23 protein-coding genes are annotated in these 26921 nt (G+C 43.9%); 9 read left to right on the top strand and 14 right to left on the bottom strand.

All coding sequences use genetic code 11. The features are described 5' to 3' along the window. Positions 1-138: 138 nt before the first annotated feature. Positions 139-4383: an acyl-CoA dehydratase activase gene (locus tag BLT41_RS14870; RefSeq protein ID WP_092162574.1), complete on the bottom strand. Its 4245-nt coding sequence runs from the start codon at positions 4381-4383 to the stop codon at positions 139-141. 3 nt (positions 4384-4386) lie between these two features. After that, on the bottom strand, positions 4387-5193 hold the full coding sequence (locus BLT41_RS14865; RefSeq protein WP_092162573.1) for a glutaminyl-peptide cyclotransferase: 807 nt from the start codon (positions 5191-5193) through the stop codon (positions 4387-4389). A 114-nt stretch (positions 5194-5307) separates the two neighbouring features. Here BLT41_RS14865 and BLT41_RS14860 point away from each other — a divergent pair, with 114 nt between their 5' ends. Beyond that, positions 5308-6297, top strand: coding sequence for a tetratricopeptide repeat protein (locus tag BLT41_RS14860; RefSeq protein ID WP_092162572.1), 990 nt, complete (start codon positions 5308-5310; stop codon positions 6295-6297). 11 nt (positions 6298-6308) lie between these two features. Here BLT41_RS14860 and BLT41_RS14855 read toward each other — a convergent pair whose 3' ends face one another. The 3 genes from BLT41_RS14855 to BLT41_RS14845 all read right to left on the bottom strand — a co-directional run bounded on the left by BLT41_RS14855 (position 6309) and on the right by BLT41_RS14845 (position 10390). After that, positions 6309-6962, bottom strand: a complete 654-nt coding sequence (locus BLT41_RS14855) for a potassium channel family protein (RefSeq protein ID WP_092162570.1) — start codon at positions 6960-6962, stop codon at positions 6309-6311. Positions 6963-7003: 41 nt separating this feature from the next. Next, positions 7004-8365, bottom strand: a complete 1362-nt coding sequence (locus BLT41_RS14850; RefSeq protein WP_092162568.1) for a TrkH family potassium uptake protein — start codon at positions 8363-8365, stop codon at positions 7004-7006. A gap of 108 nt (positions 8366-8473) precedes the next feature. Then, complete coding sequence (locus tag BLT41_RS14845) at positions 8474-10390, bottom strand: ATP-binding cassette domain-containing protein (RefSeq protein WP_092162566.1); 1917 nt, start codon at positions 10388-10390, stop codon at positions 8474-8476. A 288-nt stretch (positions 10391-10678) separates the two neighbouring features. On the opposite strand from BLT41_RS14845, the gene BLT41_RS14840 reads away from it, so the two are divergent. From BLT41_RS14840 to BLT41_RS14820, 5 genes are all read left to right on the top strand, one after another. Beyond that, on the top strand, positions 10679-11104 hold the full coding sequence (locus tag BLT41_RS14840) for an Hpt domain-containing protein (RefSeq protein WP_092162564.1): 426 nt from the start codon (positions 10679-10681) through the stop codon (positions 11102-11104). A 140-nt stretch (positions 11105-11244) separates the two neighbouring features. Beyond that, positions 11245-12336 carry a bifunctional 3-deoxy-7-phosphoheptulonate synthase/chorismate mutase type II gene (locus tag BLT41_RS14835; protein WP_092162552.1) on the top strand — a complete coding sequence of 364 codons (1092 nt, stop codon included), beginning with the start codon at positions 11245-11247 and terminating at the stop codon, positions 12334-12336. After that, positions 12336-13424, top strand: coding sequence for a 3-dehydroquinate synthase (aroB, locus tag BLT41_RS14830; RefSeq protein WP_092162551.1), 1089 nt, complete (start codon positions 12336-12338; stop codon positions 13422-13424). The genes BLT41_RS14835 and aroB overlap by 1 nt, the downstream gene beginning before the upstream one ends. Positions 13425-13428: 4 nt before the next feature. Beyond that, a complete protein-coding gene (gene metC / locus BLT41_RS14825) occupies positions 13429-14592 on the top strand; it encodes a cystathionine beta-lyase (protein ID WP_092162550.1) in 1164 nt (387 codons plus the stop codon). 218 nt (positions 14593-14810) lie between these two features. After that, positions 14811-15173, top strand: coding sequence for a hypothetical protein (locus BLT41_RS14820; RefSeq protein WP_139167361.1), 363 nt, complete (start codon positions 14811-14813; stop codon positions 15171-15173). An 8-nt stretch (positions 15174-15181) separates the two neighbouring features. Here BLT41_RS14820 and BLT41_RS14815 read toward each other — a convergent pair whose 3' ends face one another. Beyond that, positions 15182-15622: a hypothetical protein gene (locus BLT41_RS14815; protein WP_092162548.1), complete on the bottom strand. Its 441-nt coding sequence runs from the start codon at positions 15620-15622 to the stop codon at positions 15182-15184. 176 nt (positions 15623-15798) lie between these two features. On the opposite strand from BLT41_RS14815, the gene BLT41_RS14810 reads away from it, so the two are divergent. Beyond that, positions 15799-16566, top strand: coding sequence for a YkgJ family cysteine cluster protein (locus BLT41_RS14810; RefSeq protein WP_092162547.1), 768 nt, complete (start codon positions 15799-15801; stop codon positions 16564-16566). A gap of 77 nt (positions 16567-16643) precedes the next feature. Here the strand turns inward: BLT41_RS14810 and trpB are convergent, their stop codons facing one another. Continuing rightward, a complete protein-coding gene (gene trpB, locus BLT41_RS14805; protein WP_092162546.1) occupies positions 16644-17855 on the bottom strand; it encodes a tryptophan synthase subunit beta in 1212 nt (403 codons plus the stop codon). A gap of 433 nt (positions 17856-18288) precedes the next feature. On the opposite strand from trpB, the gene fsa reads away from it, so the two are divergent. Further along, entirely contained in the window at positions 18289-18945 is a 657-nt protein-coding gene (gene fsa / locus BLT41_RS14800) for a fructose-6-phosphate aldolase (RefSeq protein WP_092162539.1), read from the top strand. Between the two features lie 46 nt (positions 18946-18991). Then, entirely contained in the window at positions 18992-19786 is a 795-nt protein-coding gene (locus tag BLT41_RS14795; protein WP_092162537.1) for a 4Fe-4S binding protein, read from the top strand. Positions 19787-19842: 56 nt separating this feature from the next. Here the strand turns inward: BLT41_RS14795 and BLT41_RS14790 are convergent, their stop codons facing one another. The 7 genes from BLT41_RS14790 to pnuC form a co-directional block, all read right to left on the bottom strand. After that, on the bottom strand, positions 19843-20853 hold the full coding sequence (locus BLT41_RS14790) for an ABC transporter ATP-binding protein (RefSeq protein ID WP_092162524.1): 1011 nt from the start codon (positions 20851-20853) through the stop codon (positions 19843-19845). A 27-nt stretch (positions 20854-20880) separates the two neighbouring features. Then, on the bottom strand, positions 20881-21843 hold the full coding sequence (locus BLT41_RS14785; RefSeq protein WP_092162523.1) for an ABC transporter ATP-binding protein: 963 nt from the start codon (positions 21841-21843) through the stop codon (positions 20881-20883). Beyond that, complete coding sequence (locus BLT41_RS14780; protein WP_092162522.1) at positions 21840-22754, bottom strand: ABC transporter permease; 915 nt, start codon at positions 22752-22754, stop codon at positions 21840-21842. The genes BLT41_RS14785 and BLT41_RS14780 overlap by 4 nt, the downstream gene beginning before the upstream one ends. A 9-nt stretch (positions 22755-22763) precedes the next feature. Continuing rightward, on the bottom strand, positions 22764-23738 hold the full coding sequence (locus BLT41_RS14775) for an ABC transporter permease (protein ID WP_092162521.1): 975 nt from the start codon (positions 23736-23738) through the stop codon (positions 22764-22766). Between the two features lie 73 nt (positions 23739-23811). Continuing rightward, entirely contained in the window at positions 23812-25383 is a 1572-nt protein-coding gene (locus tag BLT41_RS14770; RefSeq protein WP_092162520.1) for an ABC transporter substrate-binding protein, read from the bottom strand. Between the two features lie 306 nt (positions 25384-25689). Further along, positions 25690-26208 carry an AAA family ATPase gene (locus BLT41_RS14765; protein ID WP_092162519.1) on the bottom strand — a complete coding sequence of 173 codons (519 nt, stop codon included), beginning with the start codon at positions 26206-26208 and terminating at the stop codon, positions 25690-25692. Next, complete coding sequence (gene pnuC / locus BLT41_RS14760; protein WP_244512298.1) at positions 26193-26831, bottom strand: nicotinamide riboside transporter PnuC; 639 nt, start codon at positions 26829-26831, stop codon at positions 26193-26195. Before pnuC ends, BLT41_RS14765 begins: the two co-directional genes overlap by 16 nt. Between the last annotated feature and the right edge of the window lie 90 nt (positions 26832-26921).

Genomic DNA, 26921 nt, shown 5'->3' with positions numbered 1-26921 from the left:
AATACAAAATAACAACGACACCATTAAAGTAGAAACTCGGTATCATAATCAAGGTGTCGATATCAAGGAAGGTCTTGGCAGAAATTAAGATTTAAAGAATGTAATCTTAATGTCTTGTAATAATTTTTTAGAATAGATTTACTTGTTTTTCGGTGTGAGCTGGCGGATATGTAGTCTTGAGGCTTGTAAGCAGAACGCTTCGAGGCGGGCCTCGATTAGCTGAGGAAAAGGGTTTCCGTCTGTTTCTATGGCGAGAAAGGGGAGTCTTGTGTCATCCTCAAGAACAGACGAAGCTTTTTTACCTGCGGATATGGCTTTGAAATTTTCGCTGAGTATTGATTCTGCTACTCGAGAGGGCATACAGCCGAAAGGACCGATAGAAATAACTCCGCAGGATGGAGTTATAATTTCATGCAGCGAGGCTCCGACTGTAAGCACAGCTTCGCCTGTGAGTTGTTTTGAAATATGAGGCGCGGCTGTTTTTATTATTTCCTGAATATCCGGCCCGGCGAAGTTTACAAGTCCGCTTGCTGACAGGATAGAGCGAATCCGTTTTTCAAAATATCCTTTTATCCCTTGTTTGATGATGGACCCCAGTCCGGCTTTACCTTCAAGTCCTTTGCGATTCAGCCAATCCGTATATTTCATCCATTCCAGCACAGGGGCAACCCGTACAATAAATCCTTCCGCTGAAAGCCGCTCGGGCAGATTGCGCCGTGCAAGTGGATCGTGCCGGACATATATTTCACCGAGAAGTGAAATTACGGGATATTCATTAATAGGTTTTTCAAGCTCAATGACGGAAAGATCTTTAGCTCCCTTGTGAAGTGCTGTTGAAAATTCTTTCCAATCCGTTTTCATGGCATCAAGCAGATTTTGTCGTACTTTCCAGAACCGCTTGAGTGCGTTTTCCTTGTCCTTTGCTGCTGTCACAATAGTTGCGTGGATGTCTTCAAGAATAGATCCGGCAACTATTCCCTGCCATATGCCGAGAGTTACTTTTGTGCTTAATCCTCCGTAACCTTTCGTAGAGCTCGGAGAAAAAATAGCAAGGTCCGGTATTTCCAGTCTGCTGACAAGATCATTCATAAAGACAGAGTACTGACCGAAACGGCACGGTCCCTTTGCTGTGGGCATAAGGAAGAGTGAAACTTCGGATTCTTTTCTTTCTTCAAGATGAGCAAGCAAAGCTCCGGCTGTTAATTGCAACGGGAGGCATTCTTTGCATGATGAATTATTTCGTCCCAGTTTAAGTGCTTTTTCGTCAGCGTGGGGCAGCACCTTGTAGCGGATATTGTCTCTGCTCATTGAGGCTGCTAGAAAATCTGTGCTTATTTCTCCGAGGCTAGGAATAAGGAGAATTACCTCGGGATCGTTTATAGGACGCCATTTTCCTTTGGAATCAGTGATCCCTGAAATTTTATTGCGGGTTTCACTGCGTGCGGGAATAAAATCTTTTTTGTTTGAGTCTGGATTAATATTCTGCCGTTTGAAACCGTTTACAATATCAAGAAAGGCTTCAATGCGGGTTTCTATTCCGGCATCCGCGGTGTGGCTGTCCAGCTCAAGTGTAAGTGATGGTTTTTTGCCCATGGCGCGTCTGAAATGGCTGAGCAGAAACGAGTCCGGTCCGCATGAAAAATTTGTGATGAATGTACCGAAAAGCTGCGGATGTTTTGCCGCATAATCCGCTGAATCTAAAATCTGTTCACCCGTTGCCCAGTACATGTTGCGGTCTTTATTACATCCTTCGGTTTCTCCATTTTCCGTTCTGGGCAGCATATCGCAAGGAATAATATCGATAGAACGTGTGGAAAATTTGGCAGGGATTGATTTATTAGCCCATGAATTGAAGGCATTATACGGCCTACCGAAGAGGGCTACAGCATTCTTTTCCGGATTATTTTTGAGGCCTATTAAGAACTGCTCACCTTTTTTGAGAAGGTCATCAAAAAATAGGTTCTGCGCTGTAACAGCTTCGTCAAAAGCTTGTGTGGCTTTACCTGATTTTATACCGAGATTTTTTGCTGTTTTAACGAGAACTTTGCGGACTTGATCTATTCCTTCCTGCATATGAATTACAGGAGTCAGCACTGATCTGTTTTCAAGTTCGGGAAAGGCTGAACGCAAATAGTAAGGTTCTCCCTGCACAAGTACGCACGCGGAAGAACGGTCGCCGCTTTTAAGTGGCAGTGATCGTACATGAGGCAGGAAAATATGGTCTGTATTCAGCTTTAACAGTTCGCCCATGCTGCCGTGAGCAAGCTCAACGGGATGGCAGAAGGGAGCGCCTTTTTGTTCAATACTTTCGGCATCGACCGAGGAAGGGAGCCTGACTCCGAATCCGAGCGTGCGGAAAAAAGTATTGTAGAACGGAAACCACGTATTCATCAGTAGTGAGCGGTTCATACCGATAACGGGTTGACCTTTTTCAGGCTCTTTCAGGTCGCGGTAAACTCTTTTTTCGCGCCATGTAATGAGGTCTTCCCCTTCGATTTTATGAGCGGAAATTTTAGAATTATCAAATCTGTTACAGATGCCGCCGAATGGGAAAATTTTATTATTTATTTCAATGCGGGCGATGGAACATCCTAAGTCGCAGTCTCTGCCTGCACCGTTGCAGATAAAGGGAGATTTGTAGTGAACTTTTCTTTTCGAGAGTAGTTCTGGATCAAATATTCCTTCGGAGAGTATTCCCTGCTGTGTACGTTTTGCAGCCTCGAGGGCTACTCCGAAAGCTCCTGTCAAACCGGGATGTGGAGGCACGATTATTTTACAGCCGGTAAGGGCCGCCATGGCAACAGGAACGGCTTTGTTATAGCAGACTCCGCCCTGCATGAAAATTTTGTTTCCAAGTGTGCGGTTGCCCTTAACCCGATTGGAATAGTTGATACATATAGAATAAACCAGACCTGCGATCATATCATCAAGCGGCACTCCTTCTTGACTTGCCAGCTTTAAATCTGATCCGATAAAGGCCGCGCATTGATCGTTGAAATTGGGTGGATTCTGTCCTTTGAAAGCCACGTCTGCGATATCGGTTACTTCAATTCCAAGCGTTTCTTTGGCGCTTTCTTCCAGAAATGATCCGGTTCCGGCGCTGCATGCCTCATTCATGGCATAATCGCATGGGACTGAATTTTTCAGCCAAGTATATTTGGCATCCTGTCCACCGATTTCAAAAATTGTATCAACTTCTGGATTGTAATGAACTGCCGCTGCGGCGTGTGCGGTAATTTCATTAATGATGCCTTCGGTTCCGGCATGAAGGCCTGCAATGTTGCGTCCTGATCCTGTGACACCCATAATTTCGGCTGTAGTTCCCGTGGGAATCTGTTTTGCCAGTTCGGAGTATACGTTGCGCGAGGCTCCGATTGGGTCTCCGTCAGTGCGCAGGTAGCAGGATGCGATGATTTTAAGAGTTGAGAGATCGACCAGAACGCCTTTCGTTGTTGTCGAACCTACATCAAGACCTAACGCAAGCTTGTTGCCGGAAGTAAATTCAGCTTGTTCTTCTTCATGGAATTCTACGAAATTTATGTAATCCTTAAGAGGGGGTAAAAAGGTAAAACTGGTGTTTCCTTTAATAATCAGTTCACTGAAATTATCGGAGTGAACTTTTCCGTTCTCAGCAGCCCACAAAGCGGCTCCGAGAGCTTCCATACAGTTGGCATGCTCTGGAATGACAAGGTCCGGTAATTCTTTTTTCAGTTCTCTGACCATGAACTTGTTCAGGGTACAGCTTCCGATGAGAGCTACTTTATCAGAAGGAAGTTTCCTGAGCAGCTCTAAACATTTTCCGGCCATCATGCGGGCCAGTCCGGCAACAACTGCGTCTTTTTCGATTCCCTTGTTCAGGGCGTGAGTACAATCACTTTTACAAAATACCGAGCATCTGCCTGAAACTTTGTGCGGAGGCAGGTTTTCATCCATATCAGCCATTGATTTAAGATCAAGGCCCATACGACTGAGTTGCTGCACAAGAAATTCACCTGTACCGGATGCACATTTATTCCCGGTATGAACCGTTTCGACCTTACCTTCCGGGCTTAGAAGATATGCCATAAACGTTTCGCCGCCCGCACTGAGAAGTGTGCGGTAACCCTCTTTTGCAAGATCAATAAAGGACAGGGCGGACTCAAGGGCTTGCGGTTCGGATATGGATGGCAGATTTAAGAGGTGTCTGAATTTTCTGCCCGTGGTTGCAATGCGTATGTTTTCGAGGTTGCCGAATTTTTTCAAAGTGGAAAGAATTGTCGCAGCGGGGTTTCCTTCGTGAGAAACCGAGGCGGTTTTAAGAACGGTTGTTTTTCCGTTCTCTAAAGAAATTAGGACCATGCCTATGGTCGAGGCTCCGGCGCAAATGCCTAGTGATTTGTTCATATATTATAAGTCAGATGTAATTTGCTTCGGTTGATGTAATTTAATTTCAAAGATTTTATTCCAGAATTTACCAGTGACGAAAAGTCGTTTATTTTTATTGTCCCATGCAATCCCGTTGGCAACTTCCGCTTTTTTTCCCGCAAGAGGACGAAGGTTGGAAATGTCCAGCCAGAATTTTATTTTCCCGCTTACAGGGTCAATAGCACCGATTTTATCCTTGTACCATACATTACAAAGGATGACTCCGTCTGCATACTCAAGTTCATTTAAGCGGGATATTTTTGTGTTGCCGTCAGTGATTTTAAGAGTGTTTATTTTCTTGAAATCATGCGGGTCCCGGAATGTCAGCGAATCTGAACCATTACTTTGAATTAAAAATTGTCCGTCAGAGGTGAGTCCCCAGCCTTGGCCTTTGTATTTGAATGAACCTGTGCGTGCAAGGGACTTTGAATCATATACGAAGCACTTTCCAGATTTCCATGTGAGCTGAAATATTTTTTTATTCCAGAGGCATAGCCCCTCGCCGAAAAGGTTCTGATCAATTTTATATTCAGTGCACAGCCTGCCGCTTTCCGGTTCAATTTTGCGGATGGAAGAGTGCCCGTGCTTTCCTGTGCTTTCGTAGAAAAAATTATCGTGATATAAAAAACCTTGAGTATAGGCGGATTCGTCGTGTGGAAATGAGTTTAGAATTTTACAGTTGATTATGGGTGCTTTATGTAGAAAATTTCTAGCATGGCTTTTTGCCGCAAAAATGGGCAAGATAAGGACAAGCGCTACTAATCCGATAATTATATGATATTTATGCATTGCTCGGAAACCTAGCCGATTTTCTTGAGAAGTTCCAGAATTGAACAGGCTGTTTTTTATTTATATCATTAACTTTCTATAAATTTTTTAAAGGCCTCTTAAGAGGTAAATAAAATGGGATCAAATACTACATTTTTTAAGTATCAGCCTCCGTCAAAGAAGGAGGAAAAAACTACTCCTGAATTAGTTACAGTAGTTTCCCTTAAGTCAGAAGCTGAAGCCCGGGGAAATAAAAAAAAGTACTGGCTGGTGCGTGAAACCCCCGGAGAAATGTTTGAATTGCAAGAGATTAACTCTAGCCATGTTCCCACTGGTCCTATTAAATTAGTATCCAGCGAAGAATTTTCTTCAGACTATAGTTTGGAATTGGATTATTGGCATCAGGAAGTCCGCCCCGGTATGGATACTTTGGATAAAACGGTACAAAGAGGGGAAAGTCATAGAGCTCAAGGTGAACTGTACAGTGCCGAGATGGAGTATGCCGGAGCACTGGAGGTGGACGAGGGTAATGTTCGCGCTACTTTCGGGCTTGGTCTTACTTATCTTGATAAAGGGGATATAGAAAAAGCTCAGGAAGTATTCTCCAAGGTATTGCAGCTTAAATCTGCTTTTAAAGTAGAACATAAGCATATGTTTAATGATTTCGGCATTTCTATGCGGAAAAGCGGAATGTATAAAGAAGCGTTGCAGTATTATAATCGAGGGGTAGATTTAGACAGCGAAGACGAAAATCTTTATTTTAATATAGCCAGAACTCATTTTGAAGCGGGAGACTGGGAAAACTGTTTTCGTTATCTGACCATGTGTCTTGAGAAAAACAGAGGAGTGGAAGAAGCTCGCAAATTCTCTTTTTATATTATTAAAAAGAGTACAAGTGATGATGATATGCTCCGGGAATTCGGATCAGCTGAGGTTGGTACCAAGCTTCGCAGTGATATCTTGTCCTTATTACGCAAAATGCAGGTTGCAGCCGGAGTTGAGCTTGATGAAGCTATTGAAAAAACCCATCAGATACGTGATCGTATGATCGCAATTGAAGAGGAAGAAAGACATCTTCGCGAAATTGAAAAAGATCTTTATAATCTAGACGAAAACAACAAGTAATATCCCCGGCGCTAAGATATTTTCAAGAGGTTTTCGTGTGCGCCTATCAGGACGAGTATGTCATGTTCCTGTAATGGGTCATTGGCTTTGGGTACAAAATTAAGCTCGGTCGCTCCGTTTTTTCTGATTGCAATCACCTGAACTTGAAAATTGTTTGTTAAATTCAAATCTTTCAAAGTTTTTCCTTTCCATTCCCCCACTTCTTTTTCTTTTATAAGAACATCCTGTCCCATAGAAAGATAATCCAGCATTCCGGGGGTTGCGAGCTTATATGCCAATTGTTTTGCGGCAAAGTGTTCTGGAAAGACAACGAAATCTACTCCAAGCTTGCTCAAAACTTTTTTGTGGGCGGCGCTCATGGCTTTGACCCAGATTTTTTTAACACCGATTTCCTGCAAGTTGAGAACAACCAGAATGCTTGCTTCCATGGAATCTCCGGTGGAAACTACAACATAGTTAAAGTCCTGAAAGCTGAGTTGTTCAAGCGTCTGCTGGTCTGTTCCATCGGCTTCAAATACTTGAGTCAGATAGGGTTTTGCTGTTTTTACTCTTTCCTGACTGGAGTCAACTCCGGTTACTCCGTGACCGAGTTCCCGTAAGTTGCGGGCCAGTTCGAGCCCGAATTTACCGAGTCCGATAACTCCTACTTCTATTTTATCTGCCATTTAGTTCTCCAAATATATGTGCGCTTAAATGTATAGAAATATTATCCCAATGAAAGATCGTCTTCAGGTACTTTATAGCGAGGTTCGCTTTGCCAATTGTTAATCGCTGTCAACAGCCATACCGGACCGAGTCTCCCCACGAACATCAGCGAAATGATAATTACCTTACCGGCGGAAGTCAGTTTCGGGGTGATTCCGGTGGAAAGACCCACTGTAGCAAACGCTGAAACAGTTTCAAACAGAATCTCGATAAAATGTCCTCTGGCCTGAGTGTGGGGAATGTTGCCACCTTCAGTTATGCTGAGCAGGATTACTGCCGTTCCGAGGATTACTCCGGCAAGAGCCATTATGGTCAGGGATTTATTTATGCTGTCTTCAGTCAGAGCGTACCAGCCGACACGGACCTGACTTCTCCCTCTTATTTTGGCGAGAACAAATCCGAAAAGGGCGCGGAAGGTCGTTGTTTTCAAACCGCCGGCGCACGATCCCGGAGAACCTCCGATAAGCATAAGAAATATCATGAAAATAAGTGAAACGTTGGTCATGCTGGAAATATCCAGAGTGTTGAATCCGGCTGTTCGGCAAGTGACTGATTGGAATAAGGCACTTAGTTCATTGCTTTCAAAGTTAGGTATTGCATGAGCCCTTAAACTTTCCGCCAGCAAAAGAGCCACAGCGCCTGCAATGATTAAAAAGAAAGTTGTTTCAAGCACTATGTGTGTTTGCCATGAAATGGGATGCGCCGTTATAGGGCGTTTTTTCCTGCGGATGTAATCACATAATTTCTGCCACAGCTCAGTCAAAACATAGAATCCAAGGCCGCCCATTACGATGAGAGCAATGAACACAAAGTTGATGCCAGCGTGATCTTTCCAAGTGGAAAGGCTGTCTGGATACAATGAGAATCCCGCATTGCAGAATGCTGATACGGAGTGGAATATTGCAGAGTAGGGCGCGAATCCTTGAGGGTCCATTCTGTTCAGGAGAACGGCTCCGATCAGTTCAATTGAAAGAACTGCGGTTACTACTCCGACAATAAATTTGCCGATATTAAATGAGGGGTCGTGAATAAGTGTCTGGCTTACTGCGATGCGGTCTGCCGCGCTGACCTTTTTACCTAGAAGATATATTACAAGGCTGGCATAGGTCATGATTCCTAGGCCTCCGAGCTGTATCAGCGTCAGAATCACGGTTTGACCTGTGCGGCTGAAAAAGGAACCAGTATCAACTACAGCAAGCCCGGTTACACATACTGCGGATGTTGCTGTGAATATCGCATCAAGGAATGAAAGCGGTTTGCCCGGATGGCAAACGTCCAGTTTCAGTAACAAACCACCTGCAATGATTGTGGTCAGGAAGGCATATATAGGCACCCAGAAAGGGGAAGATGCTTTTGATTTCATTGGCTGAATTTACGCCCGAGCGGAGGATATGGCAACAGTTTTACCTTTTCCGCCGCCCGGGGTGATTTTAACTTAGAAGTTATATATATTCGTCAGCTTTTATTTTGATTATGAACGATATTTAGCAAGCTTGGATTCAACTTCTTCCCAGCGCTCAAAAGTTTTTTCATGTTCACTTTCAAGTTCAGCCAGTCTGGTTTTGGTTTTAGCCATTTCCTGTGCTGATTTTCTATAAAATTCTGAATCGAGCATGAGTTCTTGTATAGTTCCGATTTCTTTTTCAAGTGTTTCGATCTGGGCCGGAAGATTTTTCATTTCTTCTTTAAGAAGATCCAGTTCACGCTGTTCTTTATAGCTCATTTTTTTAGGACGAACAGCAAGGCTGGGCTGTTCTTCTTTTGCCGCTTTCAGAGTTTTAGGCTTATTCTCTTTTTCTGCTTTAGGTTTTTGTCTGAGCCAGTCATCATAACCGCCGACGAATTCTTTAACAGTTGCGTCGCCTTCAAATACGATTGTGCTTGTTACTACGTTATTCAAAAATGCACGGTCATGGCTTACAATAATGACAGTACCTGGGTACTCCATCAGCTTATCTTCGAGAAGTTCCAAGGTTTCTGCATCAAGATCATTTGTAGGTTCATCCATTATCAGCAGGTTGGATGGACGGGTGAATAATCTGGCGAGCAGAAGGCGGTTTCTTTCTCCGCCGGAAAGAACTCTTACCTTACTGTTGGCGCGGTCAGCAGGGAATAGAAAGTCTTTGAGATAACCCATAACATGCTTAGTACGCTCGTTGATTGTGACGACATCGTTGCCGTCCGCAACGCTGTCACGCACTGTTTTATCAGGGTCAAGCTGTTCTCTGTGCTGATCAAAATATGAAATTTCAAGCTTGGTTCCTAACTTGATTTTACCTGAGTTAAGTCTCAGATTGCCCAGCAGAACTTGAATAAGGGTTGTTTTACCAGTTCCGTTAGGCCCGATAATCCCGATTCTGTCGCCGCGCATGATGGTAACGTTAAGGTCTTTAAATACAGGCTTGTCGTCCCATGAAAAGTTGGCATTTTCTGTTTCGGCTACAATTTTACCGGAACGGGATGCTTCCTGAATCTGGATAGCGGCGGTTCCGGTTTTTTCGCGGCGCTGACTTCTTTCGCTTCGCAGTTTTTCGAGTTCACGAACTCTGCCTTCGTTTCTGGTTCTTCGGGCTTTAACACCCTGTCTGATCCAGACTTCTTCTCTGGCGAGTTTTTTGTCGAACTCGGACCAGTTCTTTTCTTCGGCATCAAGAAGTTCTTCTTTACGCTTTAAAAAAGTATCATAATCGCAGGTCCAGTCGGCAAGTTTGCCGCGGTCCATTTCAATGATACGGGTAGCGATGCGGCGCAGGAACATCCGGTCATGAGTAATGAATATGAGAGTTTTGATATGTTTTAAAATAAATTCTTCGAGCCATGCAATGGAATCGATATCCAGATGGTTAGTAGGCTCATCAAGGAGTAATATGTCAGGGGTGCTGGCTAGTGCGCGGGCAAGCAGTACGCGTCTTTTGAGTCCACCTGAAAGGGATTCGAAACGAGTCTCAGGATTCAGAGAAAGGCGGGATATGACCATTTCGATTGTGGTCATGGCATTCCAGCCACCGTGCTGTTCCATGATGTCTTCGATTTCAGAAAGCTTTGAAACATCGCCTCCGTTAGCCACTTCTGTGCTGACGCGATGATATTTTGCCAAAGCGTTACCCAGTTCTCCGAGACCTTCGGAGACTACATCAAAGACGGTTCCATTCAGGACTTCCGGTACTTTTTGAGAAAGCCTTGCTACTGTTACTCCTTTCTGGGTGGAAATAACTCCGCTGTCAGGAACTAAATCCCCGCTCATGAGTCTCAGCAGAGTGGACTTTCCTTCTCCATTTCTGCCGACGATACAGATGCGCTGTCCGGGCTGAACCTGAAAGGATGCCTTGTCTAAAAGCAGTGGTCCGCCGAACGACATTGAGACACTATTTACACTCATTAAGGCCATATTTTAAACTCCGCGTTATGTTCTGAAAAAATTATATATGATGAAATCTGATAAAATGCGTAAAAAGTATTAATCTTCACGAGGGCAGCAGTGTAGATGGTTGCACCGGAAAAGGAAAGGACTTACAGTGGCTCAGAAATTTTATAGTGGTTTTGCCTTATCTCGGAGATTGACGAAATTAATGCAGTAGGGCAGATAACATATATAATTTAAATTCAGTTTTTGCAAAAAAAATCACCCGTATTTAGCGAGCGATGCAGATTAAATAAAATAAAGGCATTATATTAAATGAGTACAGGCGACAGACTATTAGATATATTTCAAGAAGAGACCTTGGAACGTCTCGACAGCTTGGAATCAGGACTGCTTACTTTAGAAAAAAATACTGAAAATGGATCTCACGAACTGATAAACTCTATTTTTCGTGACGCGCATTCTGTTAAAGCCGGTTCTAATCTCCTGAAGCTTCGTAATATTGAAGAATTGTCTCATACTCTTGAAAATATGTTAGAATTGATACGATCCACTGATCTTGTTCCAACTGAATTGATGATAACAGCCAGCCTTGAGGCTGTGGATAAACTTCGCGGCCTGGCAGAGAATATTATGGAGAGTGATTCAAAGAGTATCCGGCTGCAAAAAATGATGCTCGAAGTTTCCTTGAAACGAGCCTTGGCCGAAGAGCCCGAAGAATTCGAAGAGTCTGAAGACTGATGTCTTGTCGGAGATAATTTGATCTCCAGTTTTATATATTTTTCTTTCTGTCCAGTCGGTTACTTCTTCTACTCGCCTTCATCATAATTCCGGCTTGGCCTACCCTTAAAAACTATCAACAAGTTAAGGAGGTCTTAACTATGAGTGTTCAACTTGATATCGACGGTATTGATTCCTGGGGTTTCAAACATGAAGGGCCTTTTATTATCGCAGGGCCATGCAGTGCTGAAACACGTGAACAGGTGCTTGAAACCGCTCGCGGTGTTGCGAAGACCGGAGCACATATGCTGCGGGCCGGTATCTGGAAACCGCGCACACGTCCTAATTGTTTTGAAGGCATGGGGGAAGAAGGATTAAAGTGGCTGGTTGAAGCCCGTGAAGAAACCGGAATGCCTATATCCACAGAGACTGCAACTCCTGAGCATGTAGAACTCTGCCTTAAATATAATGTTGATCTTATCTGGGTCGGCGCAAGAACCACAGTTAATCCTTTTGCCGTTCAAGCTCTTGCGGATTCTCTTAAAGGTACCGATATTCCAGTACTGGTCAAGAATCCCATCAACCCTGATGTTGAGCTTTGGATTGGAGCGTTGGAACGTCTTAATAAAGCCGGAGTTAGAAAACTCGGTGCTATTCATCGCGGATTCTCTTCTGCAAAGGTTACAGAGCTTCGTAATGCACCTAACTGGAGAATTTTTATTGAACTTCGCCGTCGTTGCGAAGGGTTGCCTATTATTTGTGATCCCAGTCATCTGTGCGGAAAGCGTGCGCTTATTCCCGCAGTGGCACAGAAAGCACTTGATCTCCTTTTTGACGGTTTGATGATCGAATCTCACATTGATCCTGATAAAGCTTTAAGCGACAGCAAACAGCAGTTCACTCCTGAAGATCTTGGTAAAGTTATTGCCGGACTTCAGGTCCGTCATCCTGCCGTTGAAGATGAAGATTTTATTCATGCTGTTGAAAAGAAACGTATCAGACTTGATGAAATAGATGAATCCATCGTTGAATTTCTTGCTGAACGCATGGCTATCGGACGTACAATTGGTACACTTAAAAAGGAAAAAGGAATTGCTCTCCTCCAGCCTGCACAGTGGAAAAAAACTGTTGAGAAGCGCACTCGTGAAGGTGTTGCCCGCGGTATGGATGAGCACTTCATGCTTCGTATTTTCCAGTACATTCATGAAGAATCTTTGCGTCAGCAGGAATCTACATTTGCCGGAGATAAATAATGCCGAGGGTTGATGTTACGCTGAAAGGAGAATTTGATAACTCCTATGATATTCTAGTCGAAGACGGGGCAATGGATAGTCTTATCCCGGATCTGTGTTCGCAAAAGTTCGGTCGTACTCCGGTTGTTATATGTGATGAAAATACACGTGAGCTTTTCGGGCTTAAATTAGCTGATAAGCTTGCACTTGAAAATATTGATCCTCTTCTGCTTACAGTTCCGGCCGGTGAAAAAAGCAAGAGTCTGGATGTGTTCGCATCCCTGCTCGAAGCTATGCTTGAAGCCGGAATCAATCGTCAGGACGTTGTTGTTGCTCTTGGCGGTGGAGTTGTGGGAGATCTTTCCGGTTATGTTGCCGGAAGTTATATGCGCGGAATAAACTTTGTTCAGGTTCCGACCACATTGCTCTCACAGGTTGATTCCTCTGTGGGCGGAAAGGTTGCTGTTAATATATCCGGCGGTAAGAATTATTGCGGAATGTTTTACCAGCCTAAACGCGTTTATTCCGATATATCCGCGCTGGACAGTCTGCCTGAACAGGAAATTCTGAGCGGACTGGGCGAAGTTGTAAAATACGGTTTTATTGCGGATAGAAAGTTTGCGGAATATCTGCTGGATAATGCCGATAAAATACTTTCTCTCGATAGGGAAGTGATGTCCGCAGTGGTTGCGCGTTGTTGTGAAATAAAAGCAAATGTTGTTTCCAGAGATGAAAAGGAAGGCGGCCTCAGGCGTATACTCAATTACGGTCATACCGTGGGGCATGCCATCGAGACTTTTTCCGGTTATAAATTATCGCACGGTGAATGTGTCGGGCATGGCATGAGAGTTGTTGCTAGGGCTTGCAATCGTGCGGGGATGCTTTCTGATTCAGATCTTGAATTGCATCAGGATGTAATGGATAGATTGTCCCTTGCAACTGGTTGTTTGAATATTCGCCCTGCTGATATTATGGAACTCATGAAACGTGACAAGAAAGTTAAAGACGGGGCAGTTGTAATGGTTGCTCTTGATAAACTTGGTCATGCGGTTATCAGAGATGATTTTCCGCTTGAGTTGATTGAAGCTGAACTGCACGAAAGGTACTAAAAAAATGAAAAATATCGCAACAAAGTTAGTTAACGGGGGCAAAAAAGAAGCCCGCCAGAATATAAATACGATCAATCCACCGCTGCACCGTGCTTCTACTGTGTTGTTCGACAGTTATTCAGATATGTTGAAAGCCAATCAGGGTAAGTTTGAAGGTATTGCATACGGAACCTGCGGACTTGCGGCTCAGAATGCTTTTGAAGCTGCAATGACTGAACTTGAAGGGGCGTATGGTTGCAAGGCTTTCCAGTCCGGTATTAACGCAATTGCTATGGTTTTGCTGGCATTCACTAAACAGGGTGATCATGTTCTAATTTGTGATAATGTGTATGGTCCGACGCGGCATTTTTGCGACGGTTTTATGTCGAAATACGGGGTTACCGCTGACTATCTACCGTCCGATGCAGGGACTGATATCAGCAAATTTATGAAGAATAATACCCGGTTGCTATTTATGGAATCGCCCGGTTCCAATACTTTTGAGATTCAGGATATTCCAGCCATAACTAAAGTATGCCGCGAGAAGGGAGTTATCAGTGTTATTGATAACACGTGGGCCACTCCTTTATATCTTAATCCATTTAAACTTGGTGTGGATGTTTCCATACAGTCCGCCACAAAGTATATTACTGGTCATTCAGATATTCTGCTTGGCACAGTTTCCACTACTGAAGAAAAATGGGCTGAGTTTGAAAAGTGTTGCTATATTTTTGAAATTTTTGCACCGCAAGAGGATTGTTATCAGGCTTTACGGGGGCTTAGAACTCTTCATGTGCGTTTGAAGCATCATGAACAATCGGCTCTTGATGTTGCAAGATGGCTTGTTAATCATAAAGCCGTGGATAAAGTTATTCATCCCGCTCTTGAAAGTCATCCTGAGCACGAACTCTGGAAGCGTGACTTTAAAGGTTCAAGCGGACTTTTCGGTTTTACGCTTCGTGATGAGTATGAAGATATGGATCATTCTGCCTTTGTCGACAGTCTTGAACTTTTCGGTCTCGGTTACAGTTGGGGCGGATATAAAAGTCTTATTACTGGCGGAAGATTTAGGCGTAACAATTCTTTTGCTTACGAAGGAAAAACTATTTTCAGGCTTAATATTGGTATGGAAGACGTCGATGACCTTAAAAAAGATTTAGAACAGGGGCTTTCTAAATTGATGCTCTAAGTTTCTTATATTTACTCTTTTAAGTATATAATCCTGTGTTTTTACAGGTTTTTTATCATCAGGAGTGGGTATAAATATTTTATAGGGGATATATAAGAGGTTTGTAGAACCTGTATTTAATAGGTATTTATATTTTTAATTCGAAATTATAGATGTTTTCATGTTTTTAAATAGAATAAGCGTTGATTCGGGTTTGAATAAATGTAATATTCTATTTCATGAAAACGCTCGTACTATCTGTTCTAATTTTATTTATGCCGTCCATTGCCGGTGGCGCAGAAAGAGATTATCAGGTTTTGTGGTGCGATCAGAATCATGGAAAAACGGAATATCGACTTCCCGATGCAACTCGTGTGGATTGTCTGACTGAAACGCATGCTGTTGAAATGGATTTCGGTCGTAAGTGGGCAGAAGCTATCGGGCAGTCGTTATATTACGCTTCTTGCACTGGAAAACGCGCGGGAGTTGTTCTTATTATGAATAAGAAAAAAGACGCGCGTTATCTGCGTCGTTTAAATGAAGCAATTTCGTATGCGAAACTTCCCATTGATGTATGGGTTATGGATACGGTTCTTCCATAAAAATCGTATTAAAGACTGCCGAGGTCCATTTGGTCAGCCATTTGGGTCATGGTTTTCTGGTTCACTTCTTCGTCATTTGAGAAACCTGATGAGTAAATTATCACGATGCTTTTTTCTGCGCTTAAAATAATCATAAGCCCGCCGGTGTCTTCCATTCCGGGCTGGAAATAGAAAGCTTTTTTACCTTTATACTTAAATTCCTTTGCATCTTTTATTTGCGGGTTCATATCTCCGGACAGAGTGAACTGATAATTTTTTACGCCCTGTGTATAGGCTACGAATGCGCTGCTGTCGTTTGCTTCGCGGGCAATAAGTTCGGCACCTTTAGGGACTACTTTTACAACCTGCTTAATGAGAGCGTCGGTTTGGTCTTCGTTTGCGTATGCAAAAGAGGCTGAGGCCAATATAAGGACCATAAGAATTTGCAGGATTAAAGCTGTTTTTTTCATGTTAAATCCTTTGAACGTTTGGGGTGACCTGAATTAATCAAATATAAATAAATTTTAGTTGGTACAGTAAAGCATGAATGTGCAGTCGCGGCAATAGGGTGCTGATTATAAATGTATTCGGTTGCTTGTTTTTTGAGTGCAAGATAAATAAATGCATTCATAAAACGGAGGAAAGAATGAATTCCAGCCCTGAAAACGTGATTAACAACGAACTCGCTCATGTTTATGCAATGTTTGAAGCTCATATTGAACTGCAGAAATGGTTTAAGGACATGGCTCTTGCCGTGTGTGCTGACTTGAAGGGGCTTACACCTGATAATGAACTGTTTGCCCGTATGATTGCTGATAAAGGAATGCGCTGTTTTGAGGCTAATTTTAATGCCGTAGTCGGGCAGATTAGTAATCTTGATCCGACGTTTCAGGTTGCATGTAGAGAAGGGTGTTCATACTGCTGTTTTTCTCACATCACCTTGGTGCCGCAGGAAGCATTTAATATAGCATTATATTTGGCTGAGAAACTTGATGCTTCTGATTTTGAAAAAATTGTCGAAGTTTGCGTGGAAGGGGCAGAGGGATTTGATTCTGCCGGATTGCATGAATTTACAATGAAATATTTTCGTCCGTGTCCTTTTTTGAAAGATAATAAATGTTCAATATATGAAGTGCGCCCCATCGCATGCCGCAACTGGATATCTCATGATCTTGGTCCTTGTATTAAAAGTCATGAGTCAAAAGACTGTATTGCCGTTCCGCAGAATGCGGTAATAATGATTCAGAAAGACCTTATTTTTGCGGGGCAGCAGGCTTTTCTTGATGAGCTTGGAATTAACGGTCATATTGCATCCTTTCTGCCCTTGATGGAGCAAGTTTTAACCGATTATGAAGGAACTTACGCGAGTTGGCTTTCAGGTGAATCTTTGCGGGGACAAATGGAAAGGAAATAAAAAATCCTGCCAGCCTTGATAAATTAAGGCTGGCAGGATTTTTTTTAAGCTGTTTGCAGGACTTAAATATTTCGGATTTAAGGCATGCAGAAGTCACCTTTGCTGATCAGATTTTCGATTTCAGCTACGTCTTTATCTCCGCGACCGGATAAGTTGACGATGATGATATTATCTTTGGGCAGAGTCGGAGCAAGTTTCATGGCATATGCCAACGCGTGTGATGATTCCAGCGCGGGGATGATTCCTTCCTTCTGGGAAAGAGTGAAGAAGGCATCCACAGCTTCTTTATCGGAGGCATGAACGTATTCAGCTCTGCCTAGATCTTTGAGGTGTGAATGTTCGGGGCCGACGCTTGGGTAATCCAGTCCGGCAGAAATTGAGTAAACCGGAGCCGGTTCGCCTTTTTCATCTTTAAGCATGTAAGAATTAAATCCATGCATTATTCCGGGTTCACCGAGGCAAAGCGTTGCAGCGTGTCCGCCGGGTTCAAGGCTGCGTCCTGCCGGTTCTACTCCAACGAGCTTAACATTTTCATCTTTAACGAATTCAGAGAAAAGGCCGATCGCATTTGATCCTCCGCCTACGCAGGCAATGCAGTAATCAGGCAAGCGTCCTTCGTCTTCAAGGCACTGCTCTCTTGCTTCTTTGCCGATAACGGACTGGAAGTCGCGGACCATGGTCGGATAAGGGTGCGGTCCGACAGCTGAGCCGAGCAGATAAAAGGTGTCGTCTGCGTCTTGAATCCATGCTCCCAATGCTTCGTCAACAGCTTCTTTGAGAGTGCGCTGTCCAGACTCCGCCGAAATAACTTTTGCGCCCATCATCTGCATACGGAAAACATTCAGTTTTTGTCTTTCAACATCCACTGCGCCCATGTAAATGGTGCATTCCATGCCCATGAGAGCGGCTGTTGCCGCTGTTGCAACACCGTGTTGTCCGGCTCCAGTTTCCGCTACGATTTTCTTTTTGCCCATGCGCTTGGCAAGCAGAATTTGGCCGAGGGTATTGTTTACTTTGTGAGCGCCGAGATGGTTTAAATCTTCTCTTTTTAGATAGATTTTAGCTCCGCCAAGGTTATTAGTGAGGTTTGAACAGAGATAAAGCGGAGTAGGGCGGCCAGAATATTTTGCGAGATAGTATTCGAATTCACGTTTGAATTCTTCATCGTCTTTAAATTTGTTGTACGTGTCGGCAAGCTCATTAAGGATCGGGATGAGCTGTTCGGGAACATATTGTCCGCCGTATTCACCAAAAAAACCGTCTGCATTGATTGTTGCATTGTCAGTCATCTTTTCTCTCCTGAATTTCTTTTTCGACAGTGAGTCGCAGAAAACAAAAAAACCGCGACCAGTTTTCACTGTCGCGGTTTTATAAAGCTATATTTGCTAGTTACTTTTCGTTAAACGTAACCTACCCGCGACGCATTAAAATGCGCCACCACCAATTGCGAAGGGTAAAGTTAGAAAAAGTTACGTTCATAGTGCGTTGATGTTTACGCAGATCTTTTAAAGTTGTCAACAAATGCGGATTATAAATTGTTTTGGTTCGGAGTTATATTAAGATTAAAGATAGTGCTTTTGCTCATGTCCCATTTGAGCTATGAAAATGCTTCATGCAACAGACTGAAAAATATCCTTATATCTAGTGGTTATTTGTGTAAAAGGTAGACTTTTTATGTTTGCGTTGTCGTTTACGCATGATTAATTACAAGGAGAAATATTAATGGAATTTTTTTTAGATACAGCAAATTTGAGTGAAATCAAGAACGCACAGAATTTGGGACTTCTTGATGGAGTTACAACAAATCCTACGCTTTTATCCCGTGAAGGCGGAGACTGGCGTGAGCAGGCAAAAGAGATTTGCCGTATGGTTGACGGGCCCGTTCCTGTCCCCGTCAGTCTAGAGGTAATGGGCGAAACTGCTAAAGAAATGATTAACGAGGCAGAAGATCTTTCTAAATTCGGTAAAAATGTTGTTATCAAAATACCTATGACTTCCGAAGGTTTGATTGCAACTAGGGCTCTTACTGAAAAGAAAATGAAGACCAACGTAACTCTTGTGTTTTCTCCTCTTCAAGCTCTTTTAGCGGCTAAAGCCGGTGCCACTTATGTCAGTCCTTTTGTTGGCAGACTTGATGGTATTTCTCACGATGGAATGGAATTGATTTCACAGATACGGACAATTTTCGATAATTATGACTTTTCCACTAAAATTCTGGTGGCGAGTATCCGCAATCCTTTGCATGTTCTCGATTCAGCTTTGATCGGCGCAGATGTGGCGACCATTCCGTATAAGATTATCAGCGAGCTTGCCAAGCATCCCCTGACAGATCAGGGATTGGCGGCATTCAAGACTGATTGGGATAGTTTGACTAAGTAGTTTTTTGTACTTTTAATGATTAAAATTTATAATTTTTGGAGAATTTATGACTTGTTCTAAGCTTCGGTTGATTTGTTTTTCTCCTACAAGAACAACAAAGCGCGTGCTGAAAGCTATTGCCGAAGGTGTTGATGCAAAGGAACTGACCGTTTCTGATGTGACCCGAAACGATGGAGTTCCGGATGATTTTGATTGTTCAAAGGATGATCTGGTTATAATCGGAGCGCCTGTCTATTCAGGACGTTTGCCATCAGTTGTACTCGACAGGCTGGCAACTTTGAAAGGAAACGGCGTGCCTGTTGTTTTGGTCGTGGTTTACGGTAACAGAGCTTACGAAGATGCCTTGCTTGAGCTTACAGATCTTGCTGAAGGTGCTGGTTTTAAAACTGTTGCAGGGGCTGCGTTTATCGGGGAACATTCCTTTTCAACTTCGGCTACTCCGCTTTCAGTGGGAAGGCCGGATTTTGCAGATATTGATAAAGCAAAGAGTTTCGGCGCAGAATTGGCAAGCAAATTTTCAAGCAACGGTTTTGCTAGTGATTCAAAACTTAAAGTGCCGGGCAATAAGCCTTATAAGACAAAATCTGCGAGTGCATCTGTTTCTCCGATTTCGCTGGATAATTGTGAACTGTGTGGTTCATGTGAAAGGGTTTGTCCTACGGGAGCAATAGCTGTCGGGGCGCACGTAGTAACTGACGGCGATAAGTGTATATTGTGCTGTGCCTGTATAAAGGTCTGTACTGCAGGTTTTAGAAAAATGGAAATTCCGAAGATTTTGAAAGTTACGCAATTTCTTGCTGATACTTGTAAAGATCGTAAAGAACCTGAAATTCATTATTAAATAAAAAAAGGGAACCTGTAATCAGGTTCCCTTTTTTAATGAAGTTTTAAGCTTAATTATTTTTTGATATTTGAAAGATGGCAGCGGGTTTTGTGTCCCGGTGCTATTTCGCGTATTTCAGGAACTGCCAGCCTGCATATATCCATTGCATGTGCACACCGTGGATGAAAATGACAGCCTTCAGGTGGATCTAACGGTGAAGGAATTTCGCCTTTTAACGGGGCAAAATCTACATCTCTTTTTTCCAGTCTCGGAATTTCGTTCAGAAGAGCTTGTGAATATGGATGAAACGGGTTGCTGAACAGTGTCTCAACTGACGCTATCTCAACGATTCTACCTAGATACATAACCGCAATGCGGTCGGAAATATGCTCTACAACTCCCAAGTCATGACTGATGAACAAACACGTAAGATTCAGCTCTTTGCGCAGATTCATAAACAGGTTCAGAATTTGAGCCTGAATGGATACATCCAGCGCGGCTACTGATTCATCACAAACAAGACATTCCGGCTGAACAGCCATTGCCCTTGCTATACCGATACGCTGGCGCTGTCCGCCTGAAAACTGGTGCGGGTAGCGATCTTTATAGGTCGGATCAAGTCCGCAGCGAAGCATCACTTCGGATAAGTATGAATCAAAATTTTTGCGAGTGGTAAGGCCGTGATAAAGCGGAGCTTCTCCGATGATCTGGCTCACTCTTTTCCGTGGGTTCAGTGACGCGTAAGGGTCCTGAAAAATCATCTGCACATTTATGGCGTAGTGCAGGGCATCCTTTGCAGACAGGTCTTTTACATTTTGACCTTTGTATAAAATATCGCCGCCTGAATCCGGTAGAATTCCGCAAAGCATTCTGCCGAGCGTGGATTTTCCGCAGCCCGATTCTCCGACCAGCCCCAGAACTTCACCGGGCATAATGTCGAGATCAACGCTATCGACAGCCTGAACTCTTTCCTCGCGAATCTTTGAACCGAGAGCGCTTGCTATTTTGCCTGCAAAGTCGAGCTTTTTAACAAAGACCCGGCTGAGGTTTTTACAGCTTAAAAATGGGGTGGTGGCATCACTCATATATAAATCCTGTTGTTCCGGCTTAATTTAGAGAGGGTGGTGGCAGCGAACCATGCGCCCGTTGGTCGGCTTTGCTTCTTCCGGTTCCTGCATGCACATTCCATCAGCTCTGGGACAGCGCATCCTGAATGAACAGCCTGCTGGAATATTAATCAGCGAGGGCGTCATTCCCGGAATCTGATATAGAGGCTCTCCGCGTTTGTTCCGGCTCGGAACAGAACCGATCAGCCCGTGAGTATAAGGGTGCAGCGGGTAATCCAGAACTTCCTGAACATTGCCTTCTTCGATGATTTTTCCTGCGTACATGACGGCTACTTTATGAGCCAGTCCGGCTATGACAGTCAGATCGTGAGTAATCCAGATCAGCGCCATTCCTGTTTTGCGGCAGAGAGTCTGCATTTCAGACAGAATCTGTGCTTGAATAGTGACATCAAGAGCTGTTGTCGGCTCATCTGCAATAATCAGGTCCGGTTTATTTAAAAGTCCGATGGCAATGGCTACGCGCTGTCTCATTCCGCCTGAAAACTGGTGCGGATAAGATTTAATACGCTCTTCCGGTGAAGGAATCCCAACCATAGCCAGAGTTTCGACGCATCTTTTTCTGGCTTCGCTTTTACTGACCTTTTCATGCGCGCGGATGGCTTCAATCATCTGGGTGTCAATGCGGAGGACGGGATTCAGAGTCATCATCGGGTCCTGAAAAATCATGGAAACTTTTGAGCCTCTGAAAGAGCGCCATTGTTCTTCGCTCTGTCCGAGAATTTCTTCTCCTTTGAACTTGATACTGCCGCCCGCTATTTCTCCGGGAGGGTCCACAAGTCCCATAATTGAGAAGCCGGTTACTGATTTACCTGACCCTGATTCCCCTACGATACCTATGATTTCACCCTTATCAATGCTTAGAGATATGCCGTTAACGGCCTTGGCAATTCCGGCACGGGTGTAAAAAAAAGTTTCCAGATTCTTGATATCGAGTAATTTATTGCTCATTTTTTAAGCCTCGGATTCAAAACATCACGCAGTCTGTCACCTACGATATTAATACTTACAATTAAAATGAGCAGTGCAACACCGGGATAGAAGCTGATCCAGTAATATCCGCTCTGCATGTATTTAAACCCGTTCGCAATCAACAACCCTAAAGAAGGTTCTGTGATAGGCATTCCCAGTCCCAGAAAGGACAGGGTTGCTTCGAGCGCGATAGCTCCGGCAACTTTTACGGTGGAGATAACAATCAGTTCCGGCGTACAGTTAGGCAGCACGTGCCCGAACATGACCCGTCGTTGCGGCAAGGCAAGACACTTGGCGGCTTCAACGTATTCTTTTCTGCGTTCCACCAGAACATTACTGCGTATGGCGCGGGCATAATATGCCCACTGCACAATGACCAGTGAAAGTATGATCTTATCGATCCCTTTTCCCAGTACCGCCAGCAGTATAAGTGCAACCAGAATTGCAGGAAAACTCAGTTGCAGGTCAACTACCCGCATAATAAAGGAATCTGTTTTACCTCCTACAAATGAGGCCCACAGACCGATAGCTGACCCGATGATAAGAGCGATTATTGTACTCAGTACCCCGACTCCGAGACTGATGCGCAGTCCGTAGAGTATGGAGCTGAGCATATCGCGGCCCTGACTGTCTGTTCCCAAAAGAAAGGTGACAGATTCGTCCATGGATTTGCTTCCGGGCTCAAGCTTGGAATCCATGATGTCGATGCTCATCAAATCGTAGGGGTTTTGCGGAGAAATATAAGGCGCAAGAAGTGCCACCACAACTATCACCGTTAGAATTACCAGTCCGATGGATGCGGTTCTACTTTCAAAAAATTCTTTGAGCGATAGCAACAGCAGGGATTCTTCTTTTACATCCGGCTCTATTAATTCGTTCATGTCTGCCATATTTTGATCCTAATTTTGGTCGCCCAGACGAACTCTGGGGTCCAGTATGGAGTAGATGATGTCAACGAGTAGATTGATAATGATGAACATTGTCACGGTAATCAGCAGGTATGCAACGATTACAGGACGGTCCAGCACACCGATTGAGTCGATGACCAGTTTACCCATGCCGGGCCATGAAAAAATAGTTTCAGTAACTACCGCGAAAGCAATCAGGCCGCCGAATTCCATACCCAGAACCGTAATGACCGGAATCATGATGTTTTTCATGACATGCAATCCGATGATTCTGGTGTTTGAAAGCCCCTTCGCTTTGGCAAATTTTACATAGTCCATCTGTAAATTTTCTTGAACTCCGGCTCTGCTGAGTCTGATGGCCAGTGAGGTCTTGAAAAGTGCGAGGTTCATGGCCGGAAGGATTAAGTGCTGTATGCCGTCCCATGTAAGAAAACTTACCGGAACTCCCAGCAGTTCAACTGTGGTCCCGCGTCCGCCGGACGGCAGCCAGCCCAGTTGAACGGAAAAAAGTATGATGAACATGAGGCCGACCCAGAAGGTGGGAAGACTGAATCCCAGAATGGAGAAGCGCATAATACTTCGGCCAAGCATTGTATCGTGCTTGATTCCCGCAAGCATCCCCAGCGGGATACCTATAAAGACAGCCATAAGCATAGCTGTGACCGCGAGTTCCATTGTGGCGGGCATCCTTTGCAGGATCAGTTTTAATGCCGGTTCATTATATACAAAGGAGTTACCTAAATCACCGTGCAGGGCGTCCTTTAAAAATATTCCGTATTGGGTGAGCATGGGCTTATCAAGTCCCAGCTCTTTTACTGCACGTGCGTATTCTGCCGGTGTAGCATCCGGGGCGATCAGAATATCGATGGGATTGCCTATGTAAAAGACACCCACGAAGACCAGCATGGACATAACAAGCAGTACCATGACGCTTTGTGAAATTCTGCGAATCAAAAATGCGAGCATAAAGGGTTAACGCTCCACTGCAAAAGGGGCGTACAAGTACGCCCCTTAAGTTTATTCTGTTGTTTGAATGATCTTATTTACCTGAAATGATTTCGCGTGGGATGGTGTAACCATCGGTGCGGCCATTGTAATCCAGTCCCTTCTTCATTCCCCATACATTCACCTGATAGTGAATAGGAACGATTCCGGTGTCGCTGATACCAATTTCAGTTGCTTTGATAATCAGATCGTTATGTTTGTCCTGATCAACTGTGACAAGAGCTTCTTCGAGCATGGAGTCAAGCTGTGGATTGGAGTAACGACCGCGGTTGGATGCGCCGAAACCTTTATCTGCATCGTAAGTATGCAGCAAAGATGCGAGGCAGTTGGACTGTTCGCCGGTATCTGTTGCCCAGCCTACGAGCATGAGACTGAATTCGAGTTTGGAAGCTCTACCGAAGTAAACACTCTTAGGCATGGTGCTGACTTCTGTTTTGATACCGACTTTGGTCAGCATCTGAGCAATCGCCTGAGCGATATCAGAATCGTTTACATAACGGTCATTAGGTCCGTTGATGATGATTTTGAATCCTTCAGGGTAACCTGCAAGCTCAAGTAATTTCTTTGCGCCTTTAGGATCGTATGCTTCAGGCTTAAGTCTTGTGCTTGTGCCTTCGTATCCATCTGGAACCATCTGGCTTGCAGGAACAGCAAGTCCGTCCATGATGCGTGCAGCAATAGCTCTGCGGTTGATAGCTTTAGAAATAGCTTTACGTACACGTGGGTCTTTCAGAGGATTCTTGATCTTTTCGCCGTTGTTACCTGTGACGGTAGGAGAGTCGTCACGGTCAGAGTCAAGGTGCAGGTAGATGAGGCGGGTCGAAGGAGACTCGGAAAGATGAATTTTTGATTCTTTTCCAAGGTGATCGATATCGGCAGGCGGTACAAAGTTAATGAGGTCTACGTCACCGGACTTAAGTGCTGCAACGCGGGTTCCGTCATTAGTAATCGGTCTGACGATGATTTCATCCCATGGAAGTTTTTCTCCCCAGTATGCATCATTGCGTTTGTATATAATTTTGTCTCCACGTTCCCATTTAACTAAAGCATAAGGACCGGTTCCGATTGCAGCTTTACCTGAGTTGAAGTCTGCAGTGGATGCGCCTTCAGCATTTTTTTTGGAAATGATGGTGAATGCTGCCAGCTGTCTGGGCAAAAGAGGTGAAGGTTTTTCTGTAGTTAAGCGGATAGTGTTAGCATCTACGATATCAATTGTTTTGATTTCGTTTACAAATCCGGAGAAAGAAGACGGGCTGTTAGGAACATTAGGAATGCGTTCAAGTGTGAATTTTACATCTTCAGCTGTGAACGGAGATCCGTCATGAAATTTTACGCCTTTGCGAAGTTTGAATTCCCATACTGTTTCAGAAATAGGGGCCCAGGACTCGGCAAGACCCGGCTGGAGTTTTTGTCTGTTGTCCTGACGGATAAGTTTGTCAAAAATGTACAGAGCCTGCATATTGTTGGCTGAAACGTTGTGAAAGTGAGGGTCAAGAGAAGTTGGTTCTCCCTTGAGGCCCAAAGTCAGTGTTTTGGCTTGTGCAACTGTTGCTCCGAGCGCAAAACATACTACGATTGCAAAAGTCAGCAATAATTTTTTCCGCATTGTAATCTCCTTATTGGTCTTCAAGTGAATCTGGATATAACTTACATAAAAAAAACGTTAAATCAAGAAAATACGGCTTGGAGTTGAGCAATGCGTAATGTGGGGCTTGTAATATTGACTTTTGTGTTGTGTATTGATTGGATTTTGATCAATCAATCAATTTGATGTGTTTTTGCATAATAATTTGATGTTGCAATTTATTACGTTCGAATTGAATGTAAAAAAGTAAAAACTGTAATTTTGTGTATGTTAAATGCTTTCAGTTAATACATAGAAGGTGATGTACAAAAAAAGAAAGGAATAGAGTCAGCAGTGTAGTAAGTTGTTGATGATAGTTACAGATTTATTAAATCTACTTTCAATGTCACCGGATATAATATCAAATGGCAGGTTTCTTTCGTGCAGTTCGTTTAAGAAAAGATTCTGCATGTATTCTCTTTCCTCCGGTCTGTCCCGTTGCCCGTCGGCAGTCCATGGAACATCTATGTCGCAAAGCAAGTAGTGGGTGCTTCCTCGCTTCATAGCTTCCGTTTCTATCCAATCCGGGCATTTGCCGAAGTAATACTTAGAGTAGACAATCGAGGTTATTATGTCGGTATCGCAGAGAAGCGGGCAGTAACCCTTCAGTTCAAGCTTGCGTTCTTTTTCCAGTTGTCCTTTTGCAATGGGGATGGCGTCATTGATCGTAAGATGACCGTTTTTCATCTCAAAGTATTCCCGCAGGTATTCCGGGGCGAAATCTACTTTAAAATGTTCAGCTATTTTTGCGGCGAGTGTTGTTTTGCCTGTACATTCAGAGCCGAGAATTACTATGCGGGTTGGCATTGCTGCACTCTGTCCGCTTTGTAAGATTTGAGCCATCCGGCGAATCCGATAATTGCCATGACAGTATAAACCGTCATCAATCCGCTGTATCCGGTCCATCCTTTGAGGTAGTATATAACGATATACATTGCGTCTGCGGTAATCCACAGAATCCAGTTTTCGAGGTACTTTTTAGCCAGCAGATATTGAGCAATAAGGCTTATGACAGTCGTGAGGGCGTCCCACCATGGAAAAGATGCTCCGAGGTAGTTTTCTGAGATATATCCGAGCGGTATGAATGTGATAAGCCCGATCGCGGCAAGGCGGAGGGATAATTTGAGGTCAATTTTACGAACTTTAAGCGGTTCGTGATCTTTGCCGCCGCGAAGCCATTGATGCCAGCCGTAGAAGCCCAGCACGACATATATAAATTGCAGAAATGCGTCCGAGTACAGTTTGCCTTGAAAGACAACAACCATCCATATCGCCACGCTCACAATTCCGAAAGGCCAGCATAAAGCATTCTGCCGGACACTCAGCACTATATAAATCAGCCCTGTGGCAATGGATACACGTTCACCAAGCCCCATAGAGTTAATGAAGGTTATGATGAAGTTTATCGGTTCCATTGCAATATCAAGCATGTTGAAAGCTCCTGAGTCTAAGGCGTGGTTGGCGTTTGAAGGGGCAACCTACTCAGAAATCCCCTTTCCATCAACATCTTCACGCGGGAA

The organism is Maridesulfovibrio ferrireducens (genome assembly GCF_900101105.1).
In the GTDB taxonomy this organism is placed as follows: domain Bacteria; phylum Desulfobacterota; class Desulfovibrionia; order Desulfovibrionales; family Desulfovibrionaceae; genus Maridesulfovibrio; species Maridesulfovibrio ferrireducens.
This window is presented reverse-complemented; position numbering and strand designations above follow the sequence as displayed.